This window comes from Pedobacter sp. Bi27, from assembly GCF_918698255.1.
Lineage (GTDB): Bacteria > Bacteroidota > Bacteroidia > Sphingobacteriales > Sphingobacteriaceae > Pedobacter.
Map to the genome: position 1 here is coordinate 221,396 of NZ_CAKKMW010000006.1, position 20,192 is coordinate 241,587.

At 39.2% G+C, this 20,192-nt stretch carries 14 protein-coding genes; 5 read left to right on the forward strand and 9 right to left on the reverse strand.

The window, feature by feature from the left end:
* Positions 1 to 8 precede the first annotated feature (8 nt).
* Complete coding sequence (locus tag LQ227_RS20090) at positions 9 to 3,218, reverse strand: TonB-dependent receptor (protein WP_230150724.1); 3,210 nt, start codon at positions 3,216 to 3,218, stop codon at positions 9 to 11.
* Positions 3,219 to 3,410: 192 nt separating this feature from the next.
* On the opposite strand from LQ227_RS20090, the gene LQ227_RS20095 reads away from it, so the two are divergent.
* Positions 3,411 to 4,034 (forward strand): TetR family transcriptional regulator, encoded by a 624-nt coding sequence (locus LQ227_RS20095; protein ID WP_230144976.1) that lies wholly within the window; start codon positions 3,411 to 3,413, stop codon positions 4,032 to 4,034.
* Here the strand turns inward: LQ227_RS20095 and LQ227_RS20100 are convergent.
* Positions 4,006 to 4,191, reverse strand: coding sequence for a hypothetical protein (locus LQ227_RS20100; protein ID WP_051691743.1), 186 nt, complete (start codon positions 4,189 to 4,191; stop codon positions 4,006 to 4,008). The genes LQ227_RS20095 and LQ227_RS20100 overlap by 29 nt on opposite strands.
* A gap of 223 nt (positions 4,192 to 4,414) precedes the next feature.
* On the opposite strand from LQ227_RS20100, the gene LQ227_RS20105 reads away from it, so the two are divergent.
* Entirely contained in the window at positions 4,415 to 4,795 is a 381-nt protein-coding gene (locus tag LQ227_RS20105; RefSeq protein WP_230146673.1) for a hypothetical protein, read from the forward strand.
* A 534-nt stretch (positions 4,796 to 5,329) separates the two neighbouring features.
* Here the strand turns inward: LQ227_RS20105 and LQ227_RS20110 are convergent.
* The 7 genes from LQ227_RS20110 to LQ227_RS20140 all read right to left on the reverse strand — a co-directional run bounded on the left by LQ227_RS20110 (position 5,330) and on the right by LQ227_RS20140 (position 16,200).
* Positions 5,330 to 6,424, reverse strand: coding sequence for a hypothetical protein (locus LQ227_RS20110; protein WP_230150726.1), 1,095 nt, complete (start codon positions 6,422 to 6,424; stop codon positions 5,330 to 5,332).
* A gap of 94 nt (positions 6,425 to 6,518) precedes the next feature.
* Positions 6,519 to 7,820, reverse strand: a complete 1,302-nt coding sequence (locus LQ227_RS20115; protein WP_230144980.1) for a hypothetical protein — start codon at positions 7,818 to 7,820, stop codon at positions 6,519 to 6,521.
* A gap of 378 nt (positions 7,821 to 8,198) precedes the next feature.
* Positions 8,199 to 11,450 carry a TonB-dependent receptor gene (locus LQ227_RS20120; RefSeq protein ID WP_230150728.1) on the reverse strand — a complete coding sequence of 1,084 codons (3,252 nt, stop codon included), beginning with the start codon at positions 11,448 to 11,450 and terminating at the stop codon, positions 8,199 to 8,201.
* Between the two features lie 169 nt (positions 11,451 to 11,619).
* A complete protein-coding gene (locus LQ227_RS20125) occupies positions 11,620 to 12,642 on the reverse strand; it encodes a FecR family protein (RefSeq protein WP_230144982.1) in 1,023 nt (340 codons plus the stop codon).
* A 329-nt stretch (positions 12,643 to 12,971) separates the two neighbouring features.
* A complete protein-coding gene (locus LQ227_RS20130; RefSeq protein WP_230150731.1) occupies positions 12,972 to 13,562 on the reverse strand; it encodes an RNA polymerase sigma-70 factor in 591 nt (196 codons plus the stop codon).
* Positions 13,563 to 13,634: 72 nt separating this feature from the next.
* Entirely contained in the window at positions 13,635 to 15,044 is a 1,410-nt protein-coding gene (locus tag LQ227_RS20135; RefSeq protein WP_230150734.1) for a S41 family peptidase, read from the reverse strand.
* A gap of 433 nt (positions 15,045 to 15,477) precedes the next feature.
* Complete coding sequence (locus tag LQ227_RS20140) at positions 15,478 to 16,200, reverse strand: class I SAM-dependent methyltransferase (RefSeq protein WP_230150736.1); 723 nt, start codon at positions 16,198 to 16,200, stop codon at positions 15,478 to 15,480.
* Between the two features lie 92 nt (positions 16,201 to 16,292).
* Here LQ227_RS20140 and LQ227_RS20145 point away from each other — a divergent pair, with 92 nt between their 5' ends.
* The 3 genes from LQ227_RS20145 to LQ227_RS20155 all read left to right on the forward strand — a co-directional run bounded on the left by LQ227_RS20145 (position 16,293) and on the right by LQ227_RS20155 (position 20,011).
* Positions 16,293 to 17,180: a LysR family transcriptional regulator gene (locus tag LQ227_RS20145; RefSeq protein ID WP_230144986.1), complete on the forward strand. Its 888-nt coding sequence runs from the start codon at positions 16,293 to 16,295 to the stop codon at positions 17,178 to 17,180.
* Between the two features lie 339 nt (positions 17,181 to 17,519).
* Positions 17,520 to 18,743, forward strand: coding sequence for a glycoside hydrolase family 88 protein (locus tag LQ227_RS20150; protein WP_230150738.1), 1,224 nt, complete (start codon positions 17,520 to 17,522; stop codon positions 18,741 to 18,743).
* An 8-nt stretch (positions 18,744 to 18,751) separates the two neighbouring features.
* On the forward strand, positions 18,752 to 20,011 hold the full coding sequence (locus LQ227_RS20155) for a DUF2264 domain-containing protein (protein ID WP_230150740.1): 1,260 nt from the start codon (positions 18,752 to 18,754) through the stop codon (positions 20,009 to 20,011).
* Positions 20,012 to 20,192: the final 181 nt, after the last annotated feature.

Below are 20,192 nucleotides of genomic sequence, written 5' to 3' on the forward strand. Positions count from 1 at the left end.
GGCTTAGGTTAAAAATCGAGGTTTAAACCAAAAGCATATCTGCGTTGGTAAGGATATGCCCAGGCACTTGGCCCTTGATTAACTGCTTCAGGGTCGATAAACTTCTTGATCGAAGAAAATTCATATAAGTTTTCTCCTGTAACAAATACACGAAGACGGTTTACATGGAATTTTTTGGTCCATTGAACCGGTAGCGTATAACCAAGCGATACATTTTTGATTCTTAAGTAAGCACCATTTAGCAAATATTTGGTTTGGGGAATATCTAACCCTGAGCCATAATTGGCATCAGCAAGCCACGATTGTAATACCGGGTATTGCGAATCGGTATTGGCATCAGCAAGTCCGGCAGCAATATATGAAGCCGAGTGTTTAGCCCTTTGCTCTGGCGAATCGGCTGCTCCACGGTAAAAATCAAGGTTCCAGGGGTAAACGTTGGCATATGGTTGTTGATAAGGCCCCCAGAAAAGATAATGGTGAGGATAAAAATCTCTTTTTAATACGCCTTGTAAAAATACAGAAAGATCAAAACCAGCCCAATCCATATTTAGGTTGGCACCAATGGTATAACGGTCAGAACTGTTTCCAATAATCTTTAAATCCTTTGGATCGTTTGAGCTAAGTCCTTTTTCTATTTTCTTGTTGCCGTCAAGATCTACGTATTTTGGCCATCCCTCAACAATAGAAAGGGCACCCCATGGAATAAGTGCAGACTCATCTAAAGCAGCAATCTCTGCCTTACTGCGAAAAACGCCATCATTTTGTAGTCCCCAAATCTCCCCAAGAACCTGTCCTTCACGGTAATTTGAAAATAGGTTCTGGTCATTTTTGAACTTTGTAATTTTGGCTTTAGAATCGGCCAGGAATACTTTTGCATCAAAGCTGAAAGGTTTCGAACCGAGATCAAATCTATCTCTATAAGTTACCGAAAGTTCCCATCCCTTGGTGCGCAGATCAGCTGAATTCTGGCGTGGTACACCGGTACCTAACACACCTGGTAGTTCCTGTCCTGCAGTAAGCATGCCTTTAGTTTCGCGGATATAATAATCAAATGTGAAAGAAAGTTTGTCGTTCAGTAATCCAATATCAGTACCCATATTTAAGGTAGATACCCTTTCCCATGTATAGGTTTGAGGATCAACGCTTAGTCCCGGAGCGCCATTAATTACCTGATTCTGGCCATTGCCACCAATTAAATAACCTGAAGTGCCTGGTACAAGAGATTGGATATAACCAAAATCGCCAACATTCTGGTTCCCAAGGTCGCCATATGAGGTACGTAGTTTGAAGGTAGATACTGTAGATAATAATGGTTTAAAGAAATCCTCAGCACTTGCTATCCAGGCAAGTGATGCAGAAGGGAAAAATCCCCAACGTCTATCTATCGGGAAACGCGATGAACCATCATACCTTCCGGTAGCTTCTAGGATATATCTGTTTTTGTACGTGTAATTTAATCTCGAAAAGGCACTATTGGTTGCATAAGCCGAATAACCTGCACTGGCTGTAGCCGTACCGCTGGTAAGTGATAAATATGGCAGAGAAGAAGAAATAAGGATATCTTTACTCGCGTTTACAGTAGAATAGCTATAATCTTCGCTATTAAAACCTACCATTGCACTGAAGAAATGATCGCCTAGCGTTTTTTTATAGGTGCTATATATGTTAAAGGCATTGTTATACAGGTAACCATTGTTTTCGGTTACTGAACCGTTTCCACCTTCTTCGCGGATATCATTTGGACCATAGCCGATTTTGTATTTTTTACTATCGTTATGTGTTTTCCAAAGCTCACGTTTAAAAGATGCATCAGCATTTACCTGAAGATCGCCTTTTAAAAATAAAGCTGTAGCACTGGTAATATTCTGGAAACCGAACATATTTTGAAGGTTGTTTCCTCCATCAACAAGTTTTGCAGCCAGTTTACCTGCAGCGGTATTTGCCCAGGTTCCATCGGGGTTTGTAGCCACATCGGTAGGCATGAGGTAATACAAATCGGTAATATTTCCGTTTGGAAGTGCCCTTTTGGTCTGATAAATATTCAGGTTATTATCAACTTTAAGCCATGAGAGTGGAGAAAAGCCCACTTTTGACCTTAATCCGTAACGGTCCCAATAATCGGCGGTAAGTTTATTTAAGCCATTATCTCTTGAGTAATCCGCAGAAAGATAATAGGTTAAAGGTTTTTCGTTTATGGTAGCTCCTCCCGAGAAGGTAAGGGTATGACTTTTGGATAAACTTGAGTTATTAAAAAAATAATTGTACCAATCGTTGCTGCCCATGTAAGCCCATTTGGTAGGATCGGTTGGGTTTAACCGGGTGTCGGCTATGGAAGGATTATCTGATCTTTCTTTAGCCCATCGATAATACTCATCATTATAATTTACATAATCCCAGGGTGTATTATCGGTAGAGGTTTCTAAAACCCTCGAAAAAATATACGGATCGGTTACCGGTTTAGGCAGCAAAGTTGGTTTTGCCCACGATTGGAAGGTATTGTAGCTAATTACATTATTGCCTGCAGCACCTTGTTTAGTGGTGATCAGGATTACCCCAAATGCTGCACGTGCACCATAAATGGCAGCCGATGCTGCATCGCGTAATACTGTAAACGAAGTGATATCAGACGGGGTTAAGCGTAACATATCATCATTGCTTGTAGCAGGGATACCATCAATAACAATTAATGGTGAGCCACCATTAATGGAAGTATATCCCCTGATGTTGATGTTAGGTACACTGCCCGGTGCACCACCTGCATAAGTGATATTCAGCCCGGGGCTAATGCCCTGTAAACCCTGCAATACGTTGGTTACCGGTCTCGATTCGAGCTGCTTGCCAGAGATCTGATCAATTGCACCTGCAACATTGATTTTTTTCTTGGTCCCAAACCCAACTACCACCACCTCATCGAGGTTGGCAAAGTCCGGGGACAGCGAAACATCGATTTTTGTTCTGCCATTAACGGCAATTTCCTGTTGCTTGTAGCCGATGTAGGAAAAAATAAGGATGGCATCAGGTTTTACACTGCTTAAGGCGTAAACACCGCTGCTGTTGGTAGCGATGTGTAGGTTTGTCCCTTTTACCGTAATGTTTACGGCAGGGAGCGTTTCACCCGTCTTTGCGTCAGAGACCACGCCTTTAATGGCAATCCCTTGAGCAAAGCCACTAGCGGATAGGATCAACAGCGTGAACATCCAGAATAGCTTTTTTTTCATTTTTCTTAATATTTAGTTGTTTGATTTGGAATGATAGGCAATTTCAGCGGCGCTAAATTGAGCATATCATGTTAAAGTTAAGTTAAGACTAAATTAATATATTAATTGAATGTTCATTCAATCTATTGAAAAAAATAAATTTGCAGAATACAACTACTTTTGATTAGTTTGCCTAATTAAATTAACTGCACGATGGGACGTAAAAGCCTAAAAGAGACAAGGCGACTGGAAATTATTAAGGTATTTTACCAAGTGGCGAAGAAAGAGGGTTACGAAAATACCTCTATTGCCAAGATTGCTAAGGTGATGGATATTAACCCAAGCCTTATTATTCATTATTTCGAAACCAAAGAAGGACTTACTTATGAACTGATCGATCATATACTCGATCGGTATTTACTGATTTATACGATAAAGAACAAAGGGAAAGCAAAACTAGACGATTTACAAGCCACTATTGAAATGCTGTTTTCTAAAAAATGGAACCTGCTTTTTGATGATGGATTGTTTTATACCTTTTATGCTTTGGCATTCAGGGAGAAAAAGATTAAGTTGAAGTATAAACTTATTTTAGATGCGCTTCGTAATGGTCTTGCCCTGATGATTGAACAGTGCAATGAACAGCAGATCACAAATGTGGAGAACCCTCAGGTTACCGCTGATTTTATTTTTGTACTGGTAGATGGTGCTTATTTTTACCTTTCAATGGAAAGCGATAAAAAAGCATATTTAGATCGTTTAGCCTATTATAAACAAAAGGCATATGATACCCTTTCTATATCACCCCTTAAGGCTGTTTCTGCTCCCGTTTGCTAAACTGCCTGCTTAAAGCATACAAACCAATAGACATCCAGAGTACATTTGCAGCGGCATTTGGTAGATCGTGGGTGTCTAGCGCCGTTATAGCTAAACATAAACCACCCAGTATGTTAAGGGCCTGAAAAGAGAGTGAATCGGCACGGATTAATTTCATGCTTAAAAAAAGATAACCCATTGTACAAAATAGCACTCCAGACCACCCGATAATTGACATCACTAAATTCATCATGTTGTATTGTTTGCTAGTAAAGCTATGAAATAATGTGATTACATCTATAGGAATCAGCGGGCAAAAAATCGCTTTGGTTTAGATTTTTGCAGCCTAAATAATTGCTGAACTAGATTTGTTTGCTGCGTCACATATTTTAAACAGCACTGTGTATTTTAAACACAAACTGTTATATTTAGCTGAAACAAAAGTAAATATGGATTTGAACATGGTTACCCTTAACGTGATCAATTACATTAATGATTATGATTATTATAACTCGCTCACAGATTTAAATAGCGATACAAATTCAAAATCTTTTACCAAACTGAACGAAATCAGGGAAAGAAATAAACGTCATATTACAGAGCTTTTTCCGAATGTGAAATTTCGCGATAGTAGAAACCAACTACTTGCAGTGGGCAGTTTCAAACATGCGGTTAAAGCGAAGATCGAAACATTATCAAAGAAGGAAATAGAGGATTATCTCGAAATATTTAAAAAAGATGCTAAAAAAATAGCCAGGTTTTATAGAAGGATCAGGAAATAACTGCGAAAATTCCCTGGTACTGAGGTGATAAACCTGTTTTGGTATTGAACAGGTTATTTTATATTAACATTAGCGCTGTATTTTTGGTTATCTATATGGTTAGTATAAGTTTTCAATTTTTTGCATCATGACAGCAGCAATCGATTCAATCGACAACGACCATCTTCAAGGCGCATGCCCATGTGGTAAGGGTGATAAATCGGATATGGAAAGAATTCCAAGGACATTTATGATGAAAACCCTGTTATTCTGGTTACCCATGAAACGTTATAGGTGTTACCGCTGCATGCGTAACCGCTGGATACTTGGAAGAAAATCACATCAAATCAGCCGATAAAAATCTATTCATGTAAAACCAGTATTGCTTTTACTGATTGTTCAGGACCTCAAATAAATGAATTGGTAGCTGGTTTAAATCGTGTTGTAGGTTGAATGATGATTGTTAATAAGGAAAATAAGCAAATTATAATAAGAAAAAGGGAACACCTAGTGCAATTGCTTGGTTTTCCCCATTTTCTATACATAATATAAATCCTATTGAAAATATTGAGAAAGATCTGTTAATCTTCCACCTGATACATAAATAGATCTGGTTGGTGTGGTAACTGCTGTTCTGGCATCTGCAATTACAAATAACTTTGATTTTCCTGCCTCAAAATTTATCCCGTTTTCAGCAAAGGCTGCAGTGATTCTACCCTCATTAGGCTTTAACGTATAACCATTAAGCACTAAAGGCGTACCAGGGGTGTAAGGCTCGGTATTGGTTCCTTTTTCAACAATATCAAAACTGTAAATATAATTTGGCCCGGGTAAAGGAGGTAGTTCTATCGAATTAAAAGACCCGCTTTTAGGTAAGGTAAATCTAAGCTCGGGTGTTACTTTGGTTCCGGCAGTTGTATTCGATGCAGTTTTAAGCCTGGTATAGAAAACAAGGTCTACATCAACATTTTTAAATTGATTTGGAAATGTAGTTTCAAATTTAGCCGTTAGCATCATGTTAGCAGGATTAACAGGGGGATCAACTTTTACATTATCGACTATTTTAATGCCATCAAAAAAGAAACCAATATTTTGTTGTGCCGTGGCCGATTCGATTGTCTTGGTTAGGAGAATAGCAGTTTCTCCTTTTTTGCGGACGGTGATTTCTCTTGTGGTACCTTTATCGATCAGGACGGAAGATAATTTATCTATGGCGCCGTTACCTGAAGAAAATACAGTCCCATCCAACAGGAATTCGAGTTCGCCAGATAGTGCATAGCCTTTAAGTCTTAATGAAATGGCGTTGTTATATATTTTGGTCCCATCATAAAACAGGCTAATATTCTGATCGAATGGAGTAGCCATAATGGTTCTGGTAAGCAATATTTCGGAAGTACCCTTTTTTCTGATTTTTAAAACGGCATTCTGGTCTTTTGCGGCAAGCAAGGTTTTTAAACTGATGCCACCTGCGGGCGGAGTAGCTATTATACTGTCTTTATATAGGTATTCGAGCTCAACACTGGTTGTTCCACTAATGCTTAGCTGGATAATTTTAGCTGGTTCTGGTTGAAGAAGTTCTGCTTTGCGACAAGATAAACTTAAGGTTACAACAGCAGAAAGAAGGAAAAGGGTAAAAATTTTTAGTTTCATATAAAGGTTCATTATATTTTAAAACAGTTGCCTGTTTTTATAATAAAGAGACCATACCCTAGGGTATAGCCTCTTTGTGTTAAGAGAGAAAAAATTAGAATACTAGTTTAGACCAGCCAGTTGACCAGGTTGGTAAAGTAACTGTAGCTGGAGAACCTGGCGTGTTGTACCATGGTTGGCTTACACCAAAATAACTTGCGTTGGTTGGGTTAATAACTAATGAGTTACCACCACCATCAACGTAAGTGCCAGATGCTGTAGTGATTGCGTTAACGAAACCATGAACAGATGTAGTACTGATGCTTGAAACACCGGCTGGAGCATCTGCATCAAATGCAATACCGGTGTTGTAACCAGATACAATTACATCGATCAAATCAACTTCCGAACCTCTACGCTCGCGGATACCGTTACGGTAACCTAAACCGGCAATACCTGAAGGATTTTCAGTTCCGAATATACTTACGTTAATTAAAGTTGGGTGTGTTTTAGGGGTTAGGCTAAATGTTGCATCTTCTGCAGTCGCATTGTTATCAGATTCGATACCGTTTGAATCACTGGCACCTCCGCTTGTACTGTGTGTAGCGTTTTTATCAGCTATGGCTACTGCATCACTTAATGTACCTGTAAAACCGTTGTCGAAATCAAATTGATCGTCATCAGAAGCTAAAGCAATTAAATTGCTTGCGTTAACTGTACCACCGAAAAATTCGAATCCATCATCAAGACCATAAGAAACCTGTACGTGATCGATAGTAGTACCGTTACCAACACCGCCTAAAGTTAAACCGTTAACCTCAACGTTTGGAGCCAACTGGAAACCAGCATACTCAATACGTACATATTGGAAAGTACCACGGTTATCGGCATCGTTAGAACCTCCGTAATGGAATTTAGATTCGTTTGCTAAGCCTTCAATCAGTTTATCACCAACGTTGATCGTTGCATTACCTAAAATAATTGTACCACCAAAATCGCCAGGTTTGCCTGTTGTGCTGGCATCACCATCTAAAAGGTAACGGCTGGTAAATACAATTGGATCAGCAGCTGTACCAACGGCATTAATGGTACCGTCTTTTGCTACAACCAATACACCGTTTTGTACACCAGGCGTATTAACTGATGCTTTGATATAAGTACCTGCCTGGATGGTTAAAGTTGCACCGTTTCTAACGGTTACTATACCGCTTAATTCATAAACGTTTCCTGCTGTCCAGGTAACAGAGCTGGTAATGTCTCCGCTAACGGTTACAACCGGTAATGATGATTGTGAATAATCTGCTGCTGAAGTGCTGCGGTTGTTGAATGAAGCTGATCCACCTTCATTTTTTTTACAAGCTGTAAAAGAAACAGCAACAATTGATAAAAGACCGATTAAATTTTTGAAATTTTTCATTTTCGTTTTTTGTTTTTCATAGGATCTTAGGTAGGATCCATGTTTTTTAGGTTGATTTTTTTGTTATTTAGAAGCAGGGGGCAGATAATTCCTACTTTTTTATGGAAATAAATGCCTACATATCACTAAATAGGATGTTTTTTATATCTTAGTATTTCTTATAGATAACTAAGCAGATCTGTTAGCTGCCCTTGGCTTTTAACTTAGGTTTTTAAAATATTTCAGGTTTATCCTGGATTGGCCGTTCCACTAGAAATGATCGGTTTAAACGAAGGGTTCTGATACAACCTTTCGTTTTTTTATGGCCGTGCAGGAAACTTTGTTCCTCCTTTCCTTTTTAATGGTGTAAGCTTATTTATACTGTTTTTCATGGTAGTTTTAAAAATTATAGGTAATAGAGGTACTGTAGGTACGGCCGAATTTTTGAGAGAACAGGACCTGATCGCCATCTTCCAATTTGTTTGTAAAGCCGGGTTTTAAGCGGTTTAAATTACTATAGTCAGCCGTTCCGGGAACGTAATCGGGATTACGCTCATAACTTCCTGTATTTCTGAAAATAACCGATGCTTTATTAAGCAGATTGCCCGCATTTACCTTTACCTCGAACCTTCTTTTATAAAATTTATAACTCACCTGTGCGTCAATCTGGTCTCTCGGGTTTTCGTATTCGATGCGGTTAAGCTCTGCACTAACAAGTGTTGTTTTCCGCCCTGATTTATTGTAGGCAATATTAAACCCAAAATGCTCATCCACATACTGTAAACCTGCGTTGATGAGGTAAGGAGATTGCCCGTACATATTTCTTTTTACTTTGGTATTTACAACCATTTCGTTTCCATCAGGCCCGGCTGCTTTATAAGTACCTACAACATCGGCTTTTTGCAGTGTTAAATTGCCATATAGGGTAAACCGCGATAATAGGGGAGCGCTGGCAATAAAACCAAGGTTTTTTCTAAGCTCGAATTCTAAACCATAAACCGTCGCCTCGTCGGAGTTTAGGATATAGTAAAAACCACCACCACCATTAGAAAGACTAAAGGTTACTTCAACAGGCTTATCAAAGCGCTTGTAAAAGGCACTTGCAGAAATGATTTCGCCTAACCCAGGGAACCATTCTACTTTAAAATCGTAATTTTTAATTTGTGTACTCACTAAACCTTCGTTACCAAACTGTGCATCGAACGAAGGATCGTACCTGAAAAACTGGCTGTTATCCATTAATTCGGGTCTGATGGTTGTGTTAGAAAAAGCAGCCCTGATATTAATCTGTTTGGTTGGACTATAGGTAAGGTTGGCCGATGGTAACCATCTCCATTTCTTTTCGTATGGCAAAGCAAAAGAACTTAATCCCCTTACATTAATGTCGTTACGCAGTTCGGTATATTTATAATACTCGGCCCTAACACCCCAAACTAGTCGTAATTTTTCGGCAAGGCGGTTATCCAGCATCATATAGCCAGCTTGTGTAATACTCTTTCCTTTATAACCGTTTAAGAAATAGTTGTTGATGTAGAAGTTATAGCCATTATTGCCGATTTTAGCCGGATCAATCATTTGGGCAATCGGGATATACCTTAAACTATCGGCTATTGTCGGGCTTTGCACCAGTGATGCAATTTGCCAGTTTAATGATCCTTCTTTATGAATACCAAAATAACCTGTTTTGAAAATGTTATTTAATGGCCCGGTTTTAAATGGGATGCTGGCATCTCCCTTCCACGCAAAATGATGTTCATTATTACTGTAGTTATGGCGTGATGTGGGTTTGATATAACCTTCGGTTTGTGCACTCGATGCATAAAAATACTCGTAATCATTACCTGCTTTTCTTAAGTTTTGTGTGGCAATGCCAAGGTCTTTCTCTTTCCGGTCTATAGATGTTCTGGATAAATTCCATTCTAATTTTACCTTTCCAACCTGGTGCTGACCGTTCAACTTATTTTGTAACAGATCGGTATAAGTAGGATCATCTGCTTCTACAATCCTGTTGGGCTTTAAGCCTGCAGTAAAGAAAGCCCCACCTTCATCACTGTCATAACCAATGGTTCGAACAAGATCGTTATTGTAGATGTGCGTATAGGTATTGCGTAAACTGAACTTGTTCTTGTTCAGCTGTATACCTACATTTAACATAGCCCCCAAAGTGGTGTTAAACATATATTTACTGCCGGTATTGGTGGTGTTTGGATTCCAGTCACTTCTGGTTTGCTGATCGATGGTGTTTATATTCTGCGTATTGCGGTAGTTTAGCGATGCCGTAAAACCCAGTTTTTTGTTATTGGTGGTATCAATCCCGATCAACTTGCCGATAGTAAACTGATAATTTTGCGATGGGGCAGTTTTATATTGATACATCGTGAAATTATCGTTTGTAAATTTCTGACTTTGTGCAATCAGTTTCTGCTTATACTGCTCATCTGTAAGGACATTGTTGGGGGCAATGGTACGGTCGGTATGTTGAAGATCTTCGGGGAATTTTCTCCGGCCATCATCAAAACCGAGGTAATCGTTTTTACCACGTTGATGACTTAAAAAATCTTTGCCTGTACTTTGGTCGTTGTAAGCAGTACCCGCAGTAAAGCTCATAAAATTTTCAGTGGGGATATCCTTGGTGTTAATCTGGATCAAACCACCACCAAAACTGCTGTTCATATCGGGGGTAATCGTTTTACTTACCACTACGTTATCAACCAGGCTCGAGGGGATTAAATCGAAAGAGAAATTTCGGGTTTGCGCTTCAGTACTCGGCAGGGTAACTCCATCTAACTGGGCCGTATTGTAACGCTCGCCAATACCACGCACAAGTACCAGTTTATTGTCTATCGAGCTTACACCGCTGATGCGTTTCAAACTTTCACCGATGTTTTTATCCGGAGTTCTGGTAATCTGCTCGGCGCTAATTCCATTGCTGATTTCGGATGCATTTTTTTGCCGGGCCAATAAACCCTCAACCGATGCTTTTTTGTAACTGGCCGTTACCACCACTTCCTGAAGGCCTTTTGTATCAGGTTTTAACGAAATGTCTAATGGTGTGTTTTTGTCAGCCTTTACGTTAACCTCGCTGATGCGCTGGGTAACAAAAGAAATATAGCTTACCTCTATGGTATAAATGCCGGGTTCAACGCTTAAAGTATAACTTCCATCGCTGGCGGTTTGCGTGGCTTTTCCTGTTTGGATAACCTTAATGGAAGCACCAGGAAGGGTTTCTCCTTTTTCGTCGAATATTTTTCCCGATATCCGGCCAGGTTTTACAGGATCTGGTAATTTGTAAAGTAGTATGGTATTACTTTCAGCAAATTTATAGGCTACCCTTGTTCCGCTAAGCATTTTTCTGAGGATTAATTCAATCGGCATATTTTTTACTTCGAGGCTGATCCGGCTATTCTGGCTAAAAATCGATTTATTGTAATTAATCGACAAGCCTGCTTTTTCTTCAAGTAGTGAAAGTGCATCAGGGATGCTCATTTCGGCTATTTTGATGCTTACATTGTTTTCTCCTGGTGTTTGCTCAAAGCTTTTTGCTATAGCCAGGTTAAATAAAAAAGTACATAACATTAACATCACCGCCACTGGCTTGTAATCGAAATGGATAATATATTCTTTTATATATTCATAAAATCCTATTTTCATAGGTTCAAGATGTTTTTTAATTCTCACGGGTTAAAAACTTTTGTTTAGGAGCTGGATTGTTCGAGCAATCCGGCTCCTTGTTTGTGTTAAGAGGTTTAATTTATTTTTCATAGGTATAAATCCGGTAATGTTGCGCATTCCTGCTGCGCCATAAAGTATAGCTAACCTATCATTGGCAGCCCTCCCCCCATACGGTAAATGTTTTAGTGCCTGTATCTATTTTGTATTTCAGGTGTTTCCCACTCATCACATGAAGTTCTTCCATTACGTTGCTTATGCTTTTGTTCGAAAAGGTGGCATTAAACCTGCATTGATTGAGTTTATTACTCTTTAGCTCAATGTTTACATTGTAATATCTTTCCAATGATTTGAGCATATTTGGTAGCGTTACATCTTTAAAAGCGAAGCTGTTTTTGATCCATGCATTTACTTCTGTTACCCGTTCAGTGTGTACTGTATAATTATGTTCCTTTAAATGATAAAATAGTTTCATGCCAGGAGTAAGTAGCGAAAGTTCTTTTAGTTTACCTTGGCTGTTCTCCGAAACCTTCACTTTACCAGTACGTACGGCAACACTAAAGGTTCCATCTTTCGGGTAAGCATAGATATTAAACGAGGTTCCCAAAACCTGTGTCTGCATCTGGCCGCTATGTACAATAAAGGGGCTGGTGGTATCGCGCTTTACTTCAAAAAAAGCTTCTCCATCAAGCTCTATTTTTCTTAAACCGCCCTTCATAAAATGTGATGGCCAGGTAAGTTTACTTCCGGCTCCCAGGTATACAATAGAACTATCAGGTAAAATCAACCTTACTTTCTCGCCTTTTTGGGTGGTTTTACTTAAAAAAGCAATGGCTGTTTGTACAGGTTGTTGCGCTTTCTTATATGCATACCAGCCAAGTGATGCAGAAATGATGACCACAATTGCGGCGGCATATTTTAATAGCGGGAAGAGTGATCGGCTTTTTGGTTGGCGTTCCTGAACTTTATCCCATATCTGTGCCAGTCCTTGAACTGCGGCTAAAGAGTAATCGGTTTCTCCCCTTTGTTTTGTCCAGGCTTTTTCCATTACATGGTGAAATTCAGAATCGGCGTTTGCCGGGTCGGCAAGGTAATCCATCAGGATTTTTTCTTGCTCCGGATTGGTTTTACCTGCTAAGTAATGTTCAAATAGTATTTTAATGTTTTCTTTCACTTTAATGTTTGTAAGCTTTTATGCTGCGCGCTACTGTATATATGCACGAAACTTTGGATACAGCTATTCAGCAAAATATTTTTTTTAGAATAAAATGTAAAGTCCTGTTTAACAGGTGATTAATTTTTGTGATCGGAGGTAGGATAGATCCTGACCATGAAGTAGCTATTAGGCCTAAAAATCAATAAGCACAGCTAATCAAACAAGTTCAGGAGGACGCGCCGCTTGGATTGCGCCAGAAAAACCTTAACGTCCTTATTCCTTAAGGATGGAAAACGGATGTAAAAAATTAGGAGAGGGAACTTATCTTAACGCTCCACGCCAACTGGTTAACAAAACAACACCAATAGAAAAGATAATATCGTTTCTGGAGAATAAGTGTTAAAATATTTCCGCATTATACCCAGTGATTTTTTGAGGTGATTGTTTACCGTGTTTTTGGAGATACCCATCAGTTGAGATATTTCCTCATGCGTATGGTGGTCATTTCTACTCATCAGGTATATTTTTTTTACCTGCGGAGAAAGACTTTCTATTGCTTCCTGCGCAATCTGTTTAGTTTCTTTGGCATTAAGTTCGTCTTCTATGGCATTAAAAGACTGCTCATGCTTAAGGTTTTCGCTACTGTAAGCTTTTTCTCTGGCTTTTTTACGAAGTGTAGAGAGGAAATTATTGCGGATAAGTGTATAAAGAAAGGCATCGAAATTCTTTTGCGGATCTATCTTCGATCTGTTCTCCCAAAGCCTTACAAAAACATCCTGCGTAAGTTCTTCAGCTTCTTCTTTGCCTCGTGTAAAATGGAAGGCATAACCATATATTTTTTTACGGTACAGGTGGTAAATTTCATTAAAAGCAGCTGAATTGCCATTTTTTACTGCATTCAGGAGTTTTGCGTTTTTAAAATCTTCCAACTGTTCCATAAGTAGCGGTTATGGGAGGCAAGTTAGCGGTCGCGTTTAAAGTTAATGTTAACACAATGAAAACCTTTTCTATCACTTTAATCGGTGCGTAGTTACGATACTCTGTTGGGCAGATTCTGCCCTCGAATCCATTAAAATATGATCAGTCCGAAAGCGCTCGGAAACCGCATTATTTATAGCAATCGATGTTTTGATGGCTTTGCCAGTTATCGCAGCGATTGCTGCTTTTACCATAGGATCTGCAACATCACCCAGTTGAAGCAAAGGCAAAATACTCATTTCATTGATTGCGATATCGGGGTTGATTCCGGCACTATACCCACCGCTGCCATTTGCATTAAAAAGTTTATAAACAATCGGGTGCATCTCCCAGTTCACCTGTTTCGGAATTCTGGCATCAAATATCCTGAATGATGCTTCATCTTTTCCCCTTGTTTTTTCGCCAATTAACACCACCTGAATAAAAGGTTTAAGGTTATTGATCATTACTTCTGATGCAGATGCTGTAGCGGCTGTTGATAAAATATAAACCCGGTTTAGACTAAGGTTTTGTTGCAAGATGGTGTTAAAATTTACAGTACCATCAAAAGTAGCTGCAGTACCAATAGATTCTGTTTTGGCTCCTCCATTTTTATTGCCCCTGTAGGTAATGAAAGGTTTATCGAACGATATATTTTTAGCGATCATGGCACATAGTCCAGCTGCCTCTGCTACCTGACCACCAGCGTTATAACGGAGGTCGAGGATCAGTTCTGATACGCCTTCTGCTTTAAAGTTACTGAAAACAGGAGTGAGTGAGCTAGCCAAACCCCCATTAAAATCCAGAAAATAGAGGTAACCGATTTTTTTTCCGTCGCTTTCTATAACCTTGCTAATCTCCCGTTGATCGAGTATTACACCTTTGCTTAAGTCAACAGTGCGGGTATCTGTCCAGGTATTGTTGTTCAATTCAGCTAAACCTAAAGAAAAACGGTCGCTGTTTAAGATTTCGGTTTGTAAAGCCTGTGCATTGGTAGCAGTTAAAGTTTTGCCGTTAATTTTACTGATGTAATCTCCGCGTTTTAAACCCGCTCTCGAAGCCGGAGAATCTTTTAATACAACTTTAACGATCCCAATAACCTTTGCGCTGTTTTGGTCGCTTACCGTTGCATAATCAAAGCCAAAATTTCTATTGCTCGGTATTGTGGTACTTTGGTCGTTAGGGATGTTGATATAGGAAAAACGATCGGATACATTGCGGAGGGAATTAAAAAAATCTTTTGGCGATAAACTGAGATTAGGATTGGCGGGCAATTGCTCATTCCAATAATAGTAGCGTTTAAGGCTATCGAGTATCCAGGTGTTGGTATTCTCGTTGCTTCCAATTGGATAATCGGGATTTTTACTGCTCTTTTTGCAGGATGGCAGAATGGCTAAAAATAGAATGATAAGATAAATGCTGTAATAAGTTGTTCTTTTTAAGAGGGTTATGGGGTTTGTCATCGCCTTTTCGAATTTTAGGAACAAACTTAAAGCTACTATTGTTAACTTGAGATTAATTTTCAAAGTGGACTTATCTATCGCATATTTGAACAAGAAGGAGATATTCCTGTTCCAGGCAACTACTTAGCTGGAGGAAAATCCAGTTTGGCTGTATATAGAAATGGCTTAATTTACCTTCAGAATGGTAAACCCATTGACGCCAAAAACGGAAAAGCCACTTATTTGATTAATAATAAGAATCAAGAGATATATTAAATTTTTAAGCTGAAAATAAAAGAGGGCGTATCATAAAGACGATTTCAGCCCAGAAGGTGTCATGTTGAGCCTGTCGAAACACCTCAAAGAGTATTTAAACAGGTCCTTCGACGAGCTCTCCACAGGAGTCCTTTGGGCAAGATGACAAATCTATATTTGTGATACAACCTCTTTTTGTTTATTTTATTGCTCCAAATGCTGCAAAATAAGAGTTTTTATGCAGGATCTCGGTAACACTGAAACCAACTTTTTGCAATAATGCCAATTGATAGTTTAAAGAACGTGGGGTATCTTCATATTCAATATAATCAAATACCTTTTGCTTATATGTTTCACCGCCAAGTGTTTCCAGGTAGGCCCCGTATTGATCTTTAAAAAGGTTATCGATCAAAACTGAATCGTGCGCAATGAGATCTGAAATCCAGATACTGCCTCCAGGTTTTAAAGCCTGGTAAACTTTTGTAAAAACAAGCTCCCAATCGGCATCAGTGCGCAAATGATGAAATGTTGCAGCAGCAAGTATAATATCGAAATGATTATCGGGTAAATTAAGGTTCCGCATATCGTCCTGTATAACGGTTACTGTTCCGGTTGTTTGTACCGATACCCTATCGCTTGCCCGTTCCAGCATCGGTAAACTTAAGTCGTTAAGTGTACAGTTAAGGTTTGGGATTTTACTGAGCATTTTTAACGTGTAATTCCCCGCGCCACATCCAATATCCAACAGTTCTTTTGCATTTGGATTAATATATTTGGCCGCTCCGGTGCAAAGCTCCATGGTAAGTGGCGCATCGATGGTGGTTTGTTGTCCACTCTCTAAGTTCGAGAAACGTTCTACATCATTATCAAACCTGGTTTTAATTTCTTCATTTGTTGCCTTATGCGAATAATCTTTACTCATTGCTTTAATTTTTTTTGTAAAGTTAGTGCTGTTGATCATATTTGTAAAATATCAATTTCAGCATAAAACGATACCTATTAAGTATTATAGATATGGAGCTCAGACATTTGTTGTATTTTAAAACTGTTGCAGAAGAACTTCATTTTACTAAAGCAGCAACAAAACTTTTTATCTCGCAGCCTCCTTTGAGCAGGCAGATTAAAGAACTGGAAGAAGAACTCGAAGTACAATTGTTTACCAGGAGTAATAAGCGGGTTGCATTAACAAATGCCGGAAAGTACTTTAAGGCTGAAGTAGACACCATGTTTGCCAAACTGGAAGAGAGTAAAGAAGTGGTTCGTAAAATTCATGAAGGCGTTAGCGGCGAATTAAAGATTGGCTACATCAGTTCGGTTTACCAATCGCAACTGGCAGAAATTTTAAAATTGATGCACCAGGAATTCCCTTATTTGAAGACGAGTTTATTCGAAGTGCCCACACTTGCTCAAATTAAAGAGCTGGAACATGGTGGTTTAGATGTGGGGATTTTAAGAGCACCGGTTCTATCAGAAAAATTGAAAGTAGAATCTTTGTTTTTTGATCCATTTGTAGTGGTTATTCCTTTAACTGACCAAAAAATTGATGCGAAAAACGGACTTGCTGATTTTTTGAGAAAAAGCCCGTTTATATTCTTTAATAAAGATTTTGCGCCTCAGTATAACCAGAAACTTATGGAAATTTGCCAGCGGATGGGCTTTAGTCCCGATATTACCCACGAGGCCAACAATGTACACTCCATATTACAATTGGTAGAAGCAGGCCTGGGGGTATCTATTTTGCCATTGTCGTTAAAAAAACAATATGCACAGTTGAAAGTATCTTTTATTGAATTTGATGCTATTCCGGTCAACACAGAGGTGGTACTGGCTTATAAAGAATCAAATAAAAACCCGGCATTAAGCTGGTTTATTAAACATTATGCCGAGTTAAAAATCAATTGATTTTCAATAAGATAAGTATAATGAAATCCAGTACCGTTAATCAATATACATTGATTAACGACCGATGAAATTGTAAGAAAGGCCGTTTTCTAATGGGAGGCAGTCGTTTTTACAAATTTCAAAATCCTATAGCCACTCATTGGGTATTATTTTTCAAAAGAAACGGTCAACTGCATAAAACACGGCCAGTAAAATCGATTGATGTAAAATTAGCCCCAAAAAGGTAGTTGATTTCCGATTTTCTACCATATCATTTCCGATTTTCACCTCTTTTAAACTTGTAAAAGCACAAATTTGCCGCAACCAAGATCAAAAGCCTGTGTTAAGGCTTAACACAAAATGAATTATACAAGTTTACCTAACCCATGTAAGAAATTATTGTTCGCCATATGTTTTCTGGCTACAGTAGTTATTGCTCATGCACAAAAGGCAGCTGATGAAAAAGAAGCAATGAAAAATCTGCTCGACAGGCAATTTGAATTTGCACAGAAACAATATCAGTTACTGGCCAAAAACACACCGGCAGACCGCATGCCTAAAACCTATTATGCAAAAAATAATAAACTGGAAACGAGCGATACCAAATGGTGGTGCAGTGGTTTTTATCCAGGTTCGCTACTTTACATTTACGAATACACCAAAGATATAGGTACCTTAAAAGAGGCAGAAAAACGCCTTGCCGTACTAGAGAAGGAGAAACATTATACCGGAAACCATGATTTAGGTTTTATGATGTTCTGTAGTTTCGGCAATGCCTACCGCATTACAGGTAATGCGCGATATAAACCAACCATCGATACAGCTGCAGCTTCGCTTGCCACGCGCTACCGCCCCGCTGCTAGCGTAATTCAATCTTGGAACAGCAGTAAACAATGGAAAGGCCCTGTCATTATTGATAATATGATGAATCTGGAGTTGTTGGCATGGGTGTCTGATCATGGTGGCGATCCGAAATACAAGAAAATTGCCATCAGCCATGCCGATACTTCGCTTAAAAACCATTTCAGATCGAACTATAGTTCCTACCATGTAGTAGATTACGATATGACGACTGGCAAAGTACTTAAAAGAGGTACGGCCCAGGGCGCATCTGACGAATCGGCCTGGAGCCGAGGCCAGGGTTGGGGATTATACGGTTATACCATGATGTACCGTTTTACCAAAAACAAACATTATCTCAATCTGGCAAAAAACATCGCCAGGTTTATTATCAACCACCCAAATATGCCTGCCGATCAGATTCCATACTGGGACTTTAATGCACCGAACATTCCAGATACTTATCGTGATGCTTCTGCCGCTGCGGTTATTGCCTCTGGTTTGTTAGAATTAGGACAGTATGCAACAAAAAGCGAGCGAAAATTATATGTAGGCACAGCAAAAAAAATGATCATTTCACTCTCATCTGATGCATATACTGCAAAGCTCGGTGAAAATGGTGGTTTTTTACTAATGCACAGTACTGGGGCCTTACCGCTGAAATCAGAAGTCGACGTTCCGCTAAGCTACGCCGATTATTACTATCTCGAGGCGCTAATGCGCTACAAAAACTGGTATTTATAACACATAAAATGGAAAGAAGAAAATTTATAGGCGCGTTGTCATTAACCGGCGTATTTGGGCTGTTTAATCCTAACGAAATTTTAGCCGCTACAAAAACTAATAACAGGACAAGCGCTCAACCAAAAAACGACAGAGAATATTGGTATAAACTCCTGTATAAAATTGCCAGCCCCGTTGTTTCCAATTTAGCCAATGGGACTTTGATTAAAAATATGCCAGTAGTTACGGCACCGAAATTCGACTCCAGAACACCTGCTGTATCGTATTTGGAAGCTGTTGGCCGTACTTATGCCGGAATTGCACCCTGGCTTTCGTTACCTGATGATACTACAACGGAAGGTGTTTTAAGAAACAAGCTGAAATTACAGGCCATTCAGGGATTGGATAGCTGTTTTGCAGTAAATAGTCCTGATAAACTAAATTTTACCAAGGATTATCAGCCGATTGTTGATTCAGCCTACCTGGCACAAACTTTTTTAAGGGCACCTAAAGCCCTATGGGAGCCGTTAAAGCCCGAAACAAAACGCGAAATTATTGCTTCGTTTAAATCATTGAGGAACAGAAAACCCTTTAAAAATAACTGGTTGTTATTTGGGTCTATTACCGAAGCCTTTTTATTATCGATTGGCGAACCACACGATGAAAGCCGCTTAAATGAGGGGGTAGATACCTTAAACGCATGGTATAAAGGAGATGGTTGGTATGGGGATGGCGTAAACATGGCTTTTGATTATTACAACTCTTTTGTAATCCACCCGATGATGGTGGATACGCTAGCCGTTATGCTTGATAAAAAGCTAATCAAAAAAGAACGCTATGATCTTGCCGTAAAAAGGATGCAGCGTTACGTAGTAGGGCAAGAGCGCATGATTTCTCCTGAAGGAACCTATCCACCAATTGGGCGTTCGATCACCTATAGAACAGGTGCTTTTCAGGCTTTAAGCCAAATTGCGCTAATGCATAAGTTACCAGGCACTATTCAGCCCGCTCAAGTGCGTTCTGCCTTAACTAAAGTAAAACAGAATATGTATGATATCCCTGGAACTTTTGATGCAAAAGGATGGTTACAGCTTGGTTTTTGCGGGCATGACCCTGAAATAGCAGATTATTATACCTCTACGGGTAGTTTGTACATGGCTACATTATCGTTTCTTCCTTTGGGTTTACCAGCTACCGACGAATTTTGGGCCGCACCTTCTGTAGATTGGACATCGAAAAAAGCCTGGGCAGCAAAACCATTCGCCAAAGATTATCATGTAGATTTTTAACCTAAGAAAAAAGGAGACTGTATCATAAAGTTAAATTCGATTTGAATTGTTCTTACCCAAATGTTCATCCAAAACGAGTTGCGCTATTGGGGGGAAATGAGGCTGAGGTGTGTTCTGTACTCAGAATATATATTCAATCCGTTGAATTAATGGAGTATTGCTGAACAATTTTCGATTTCAA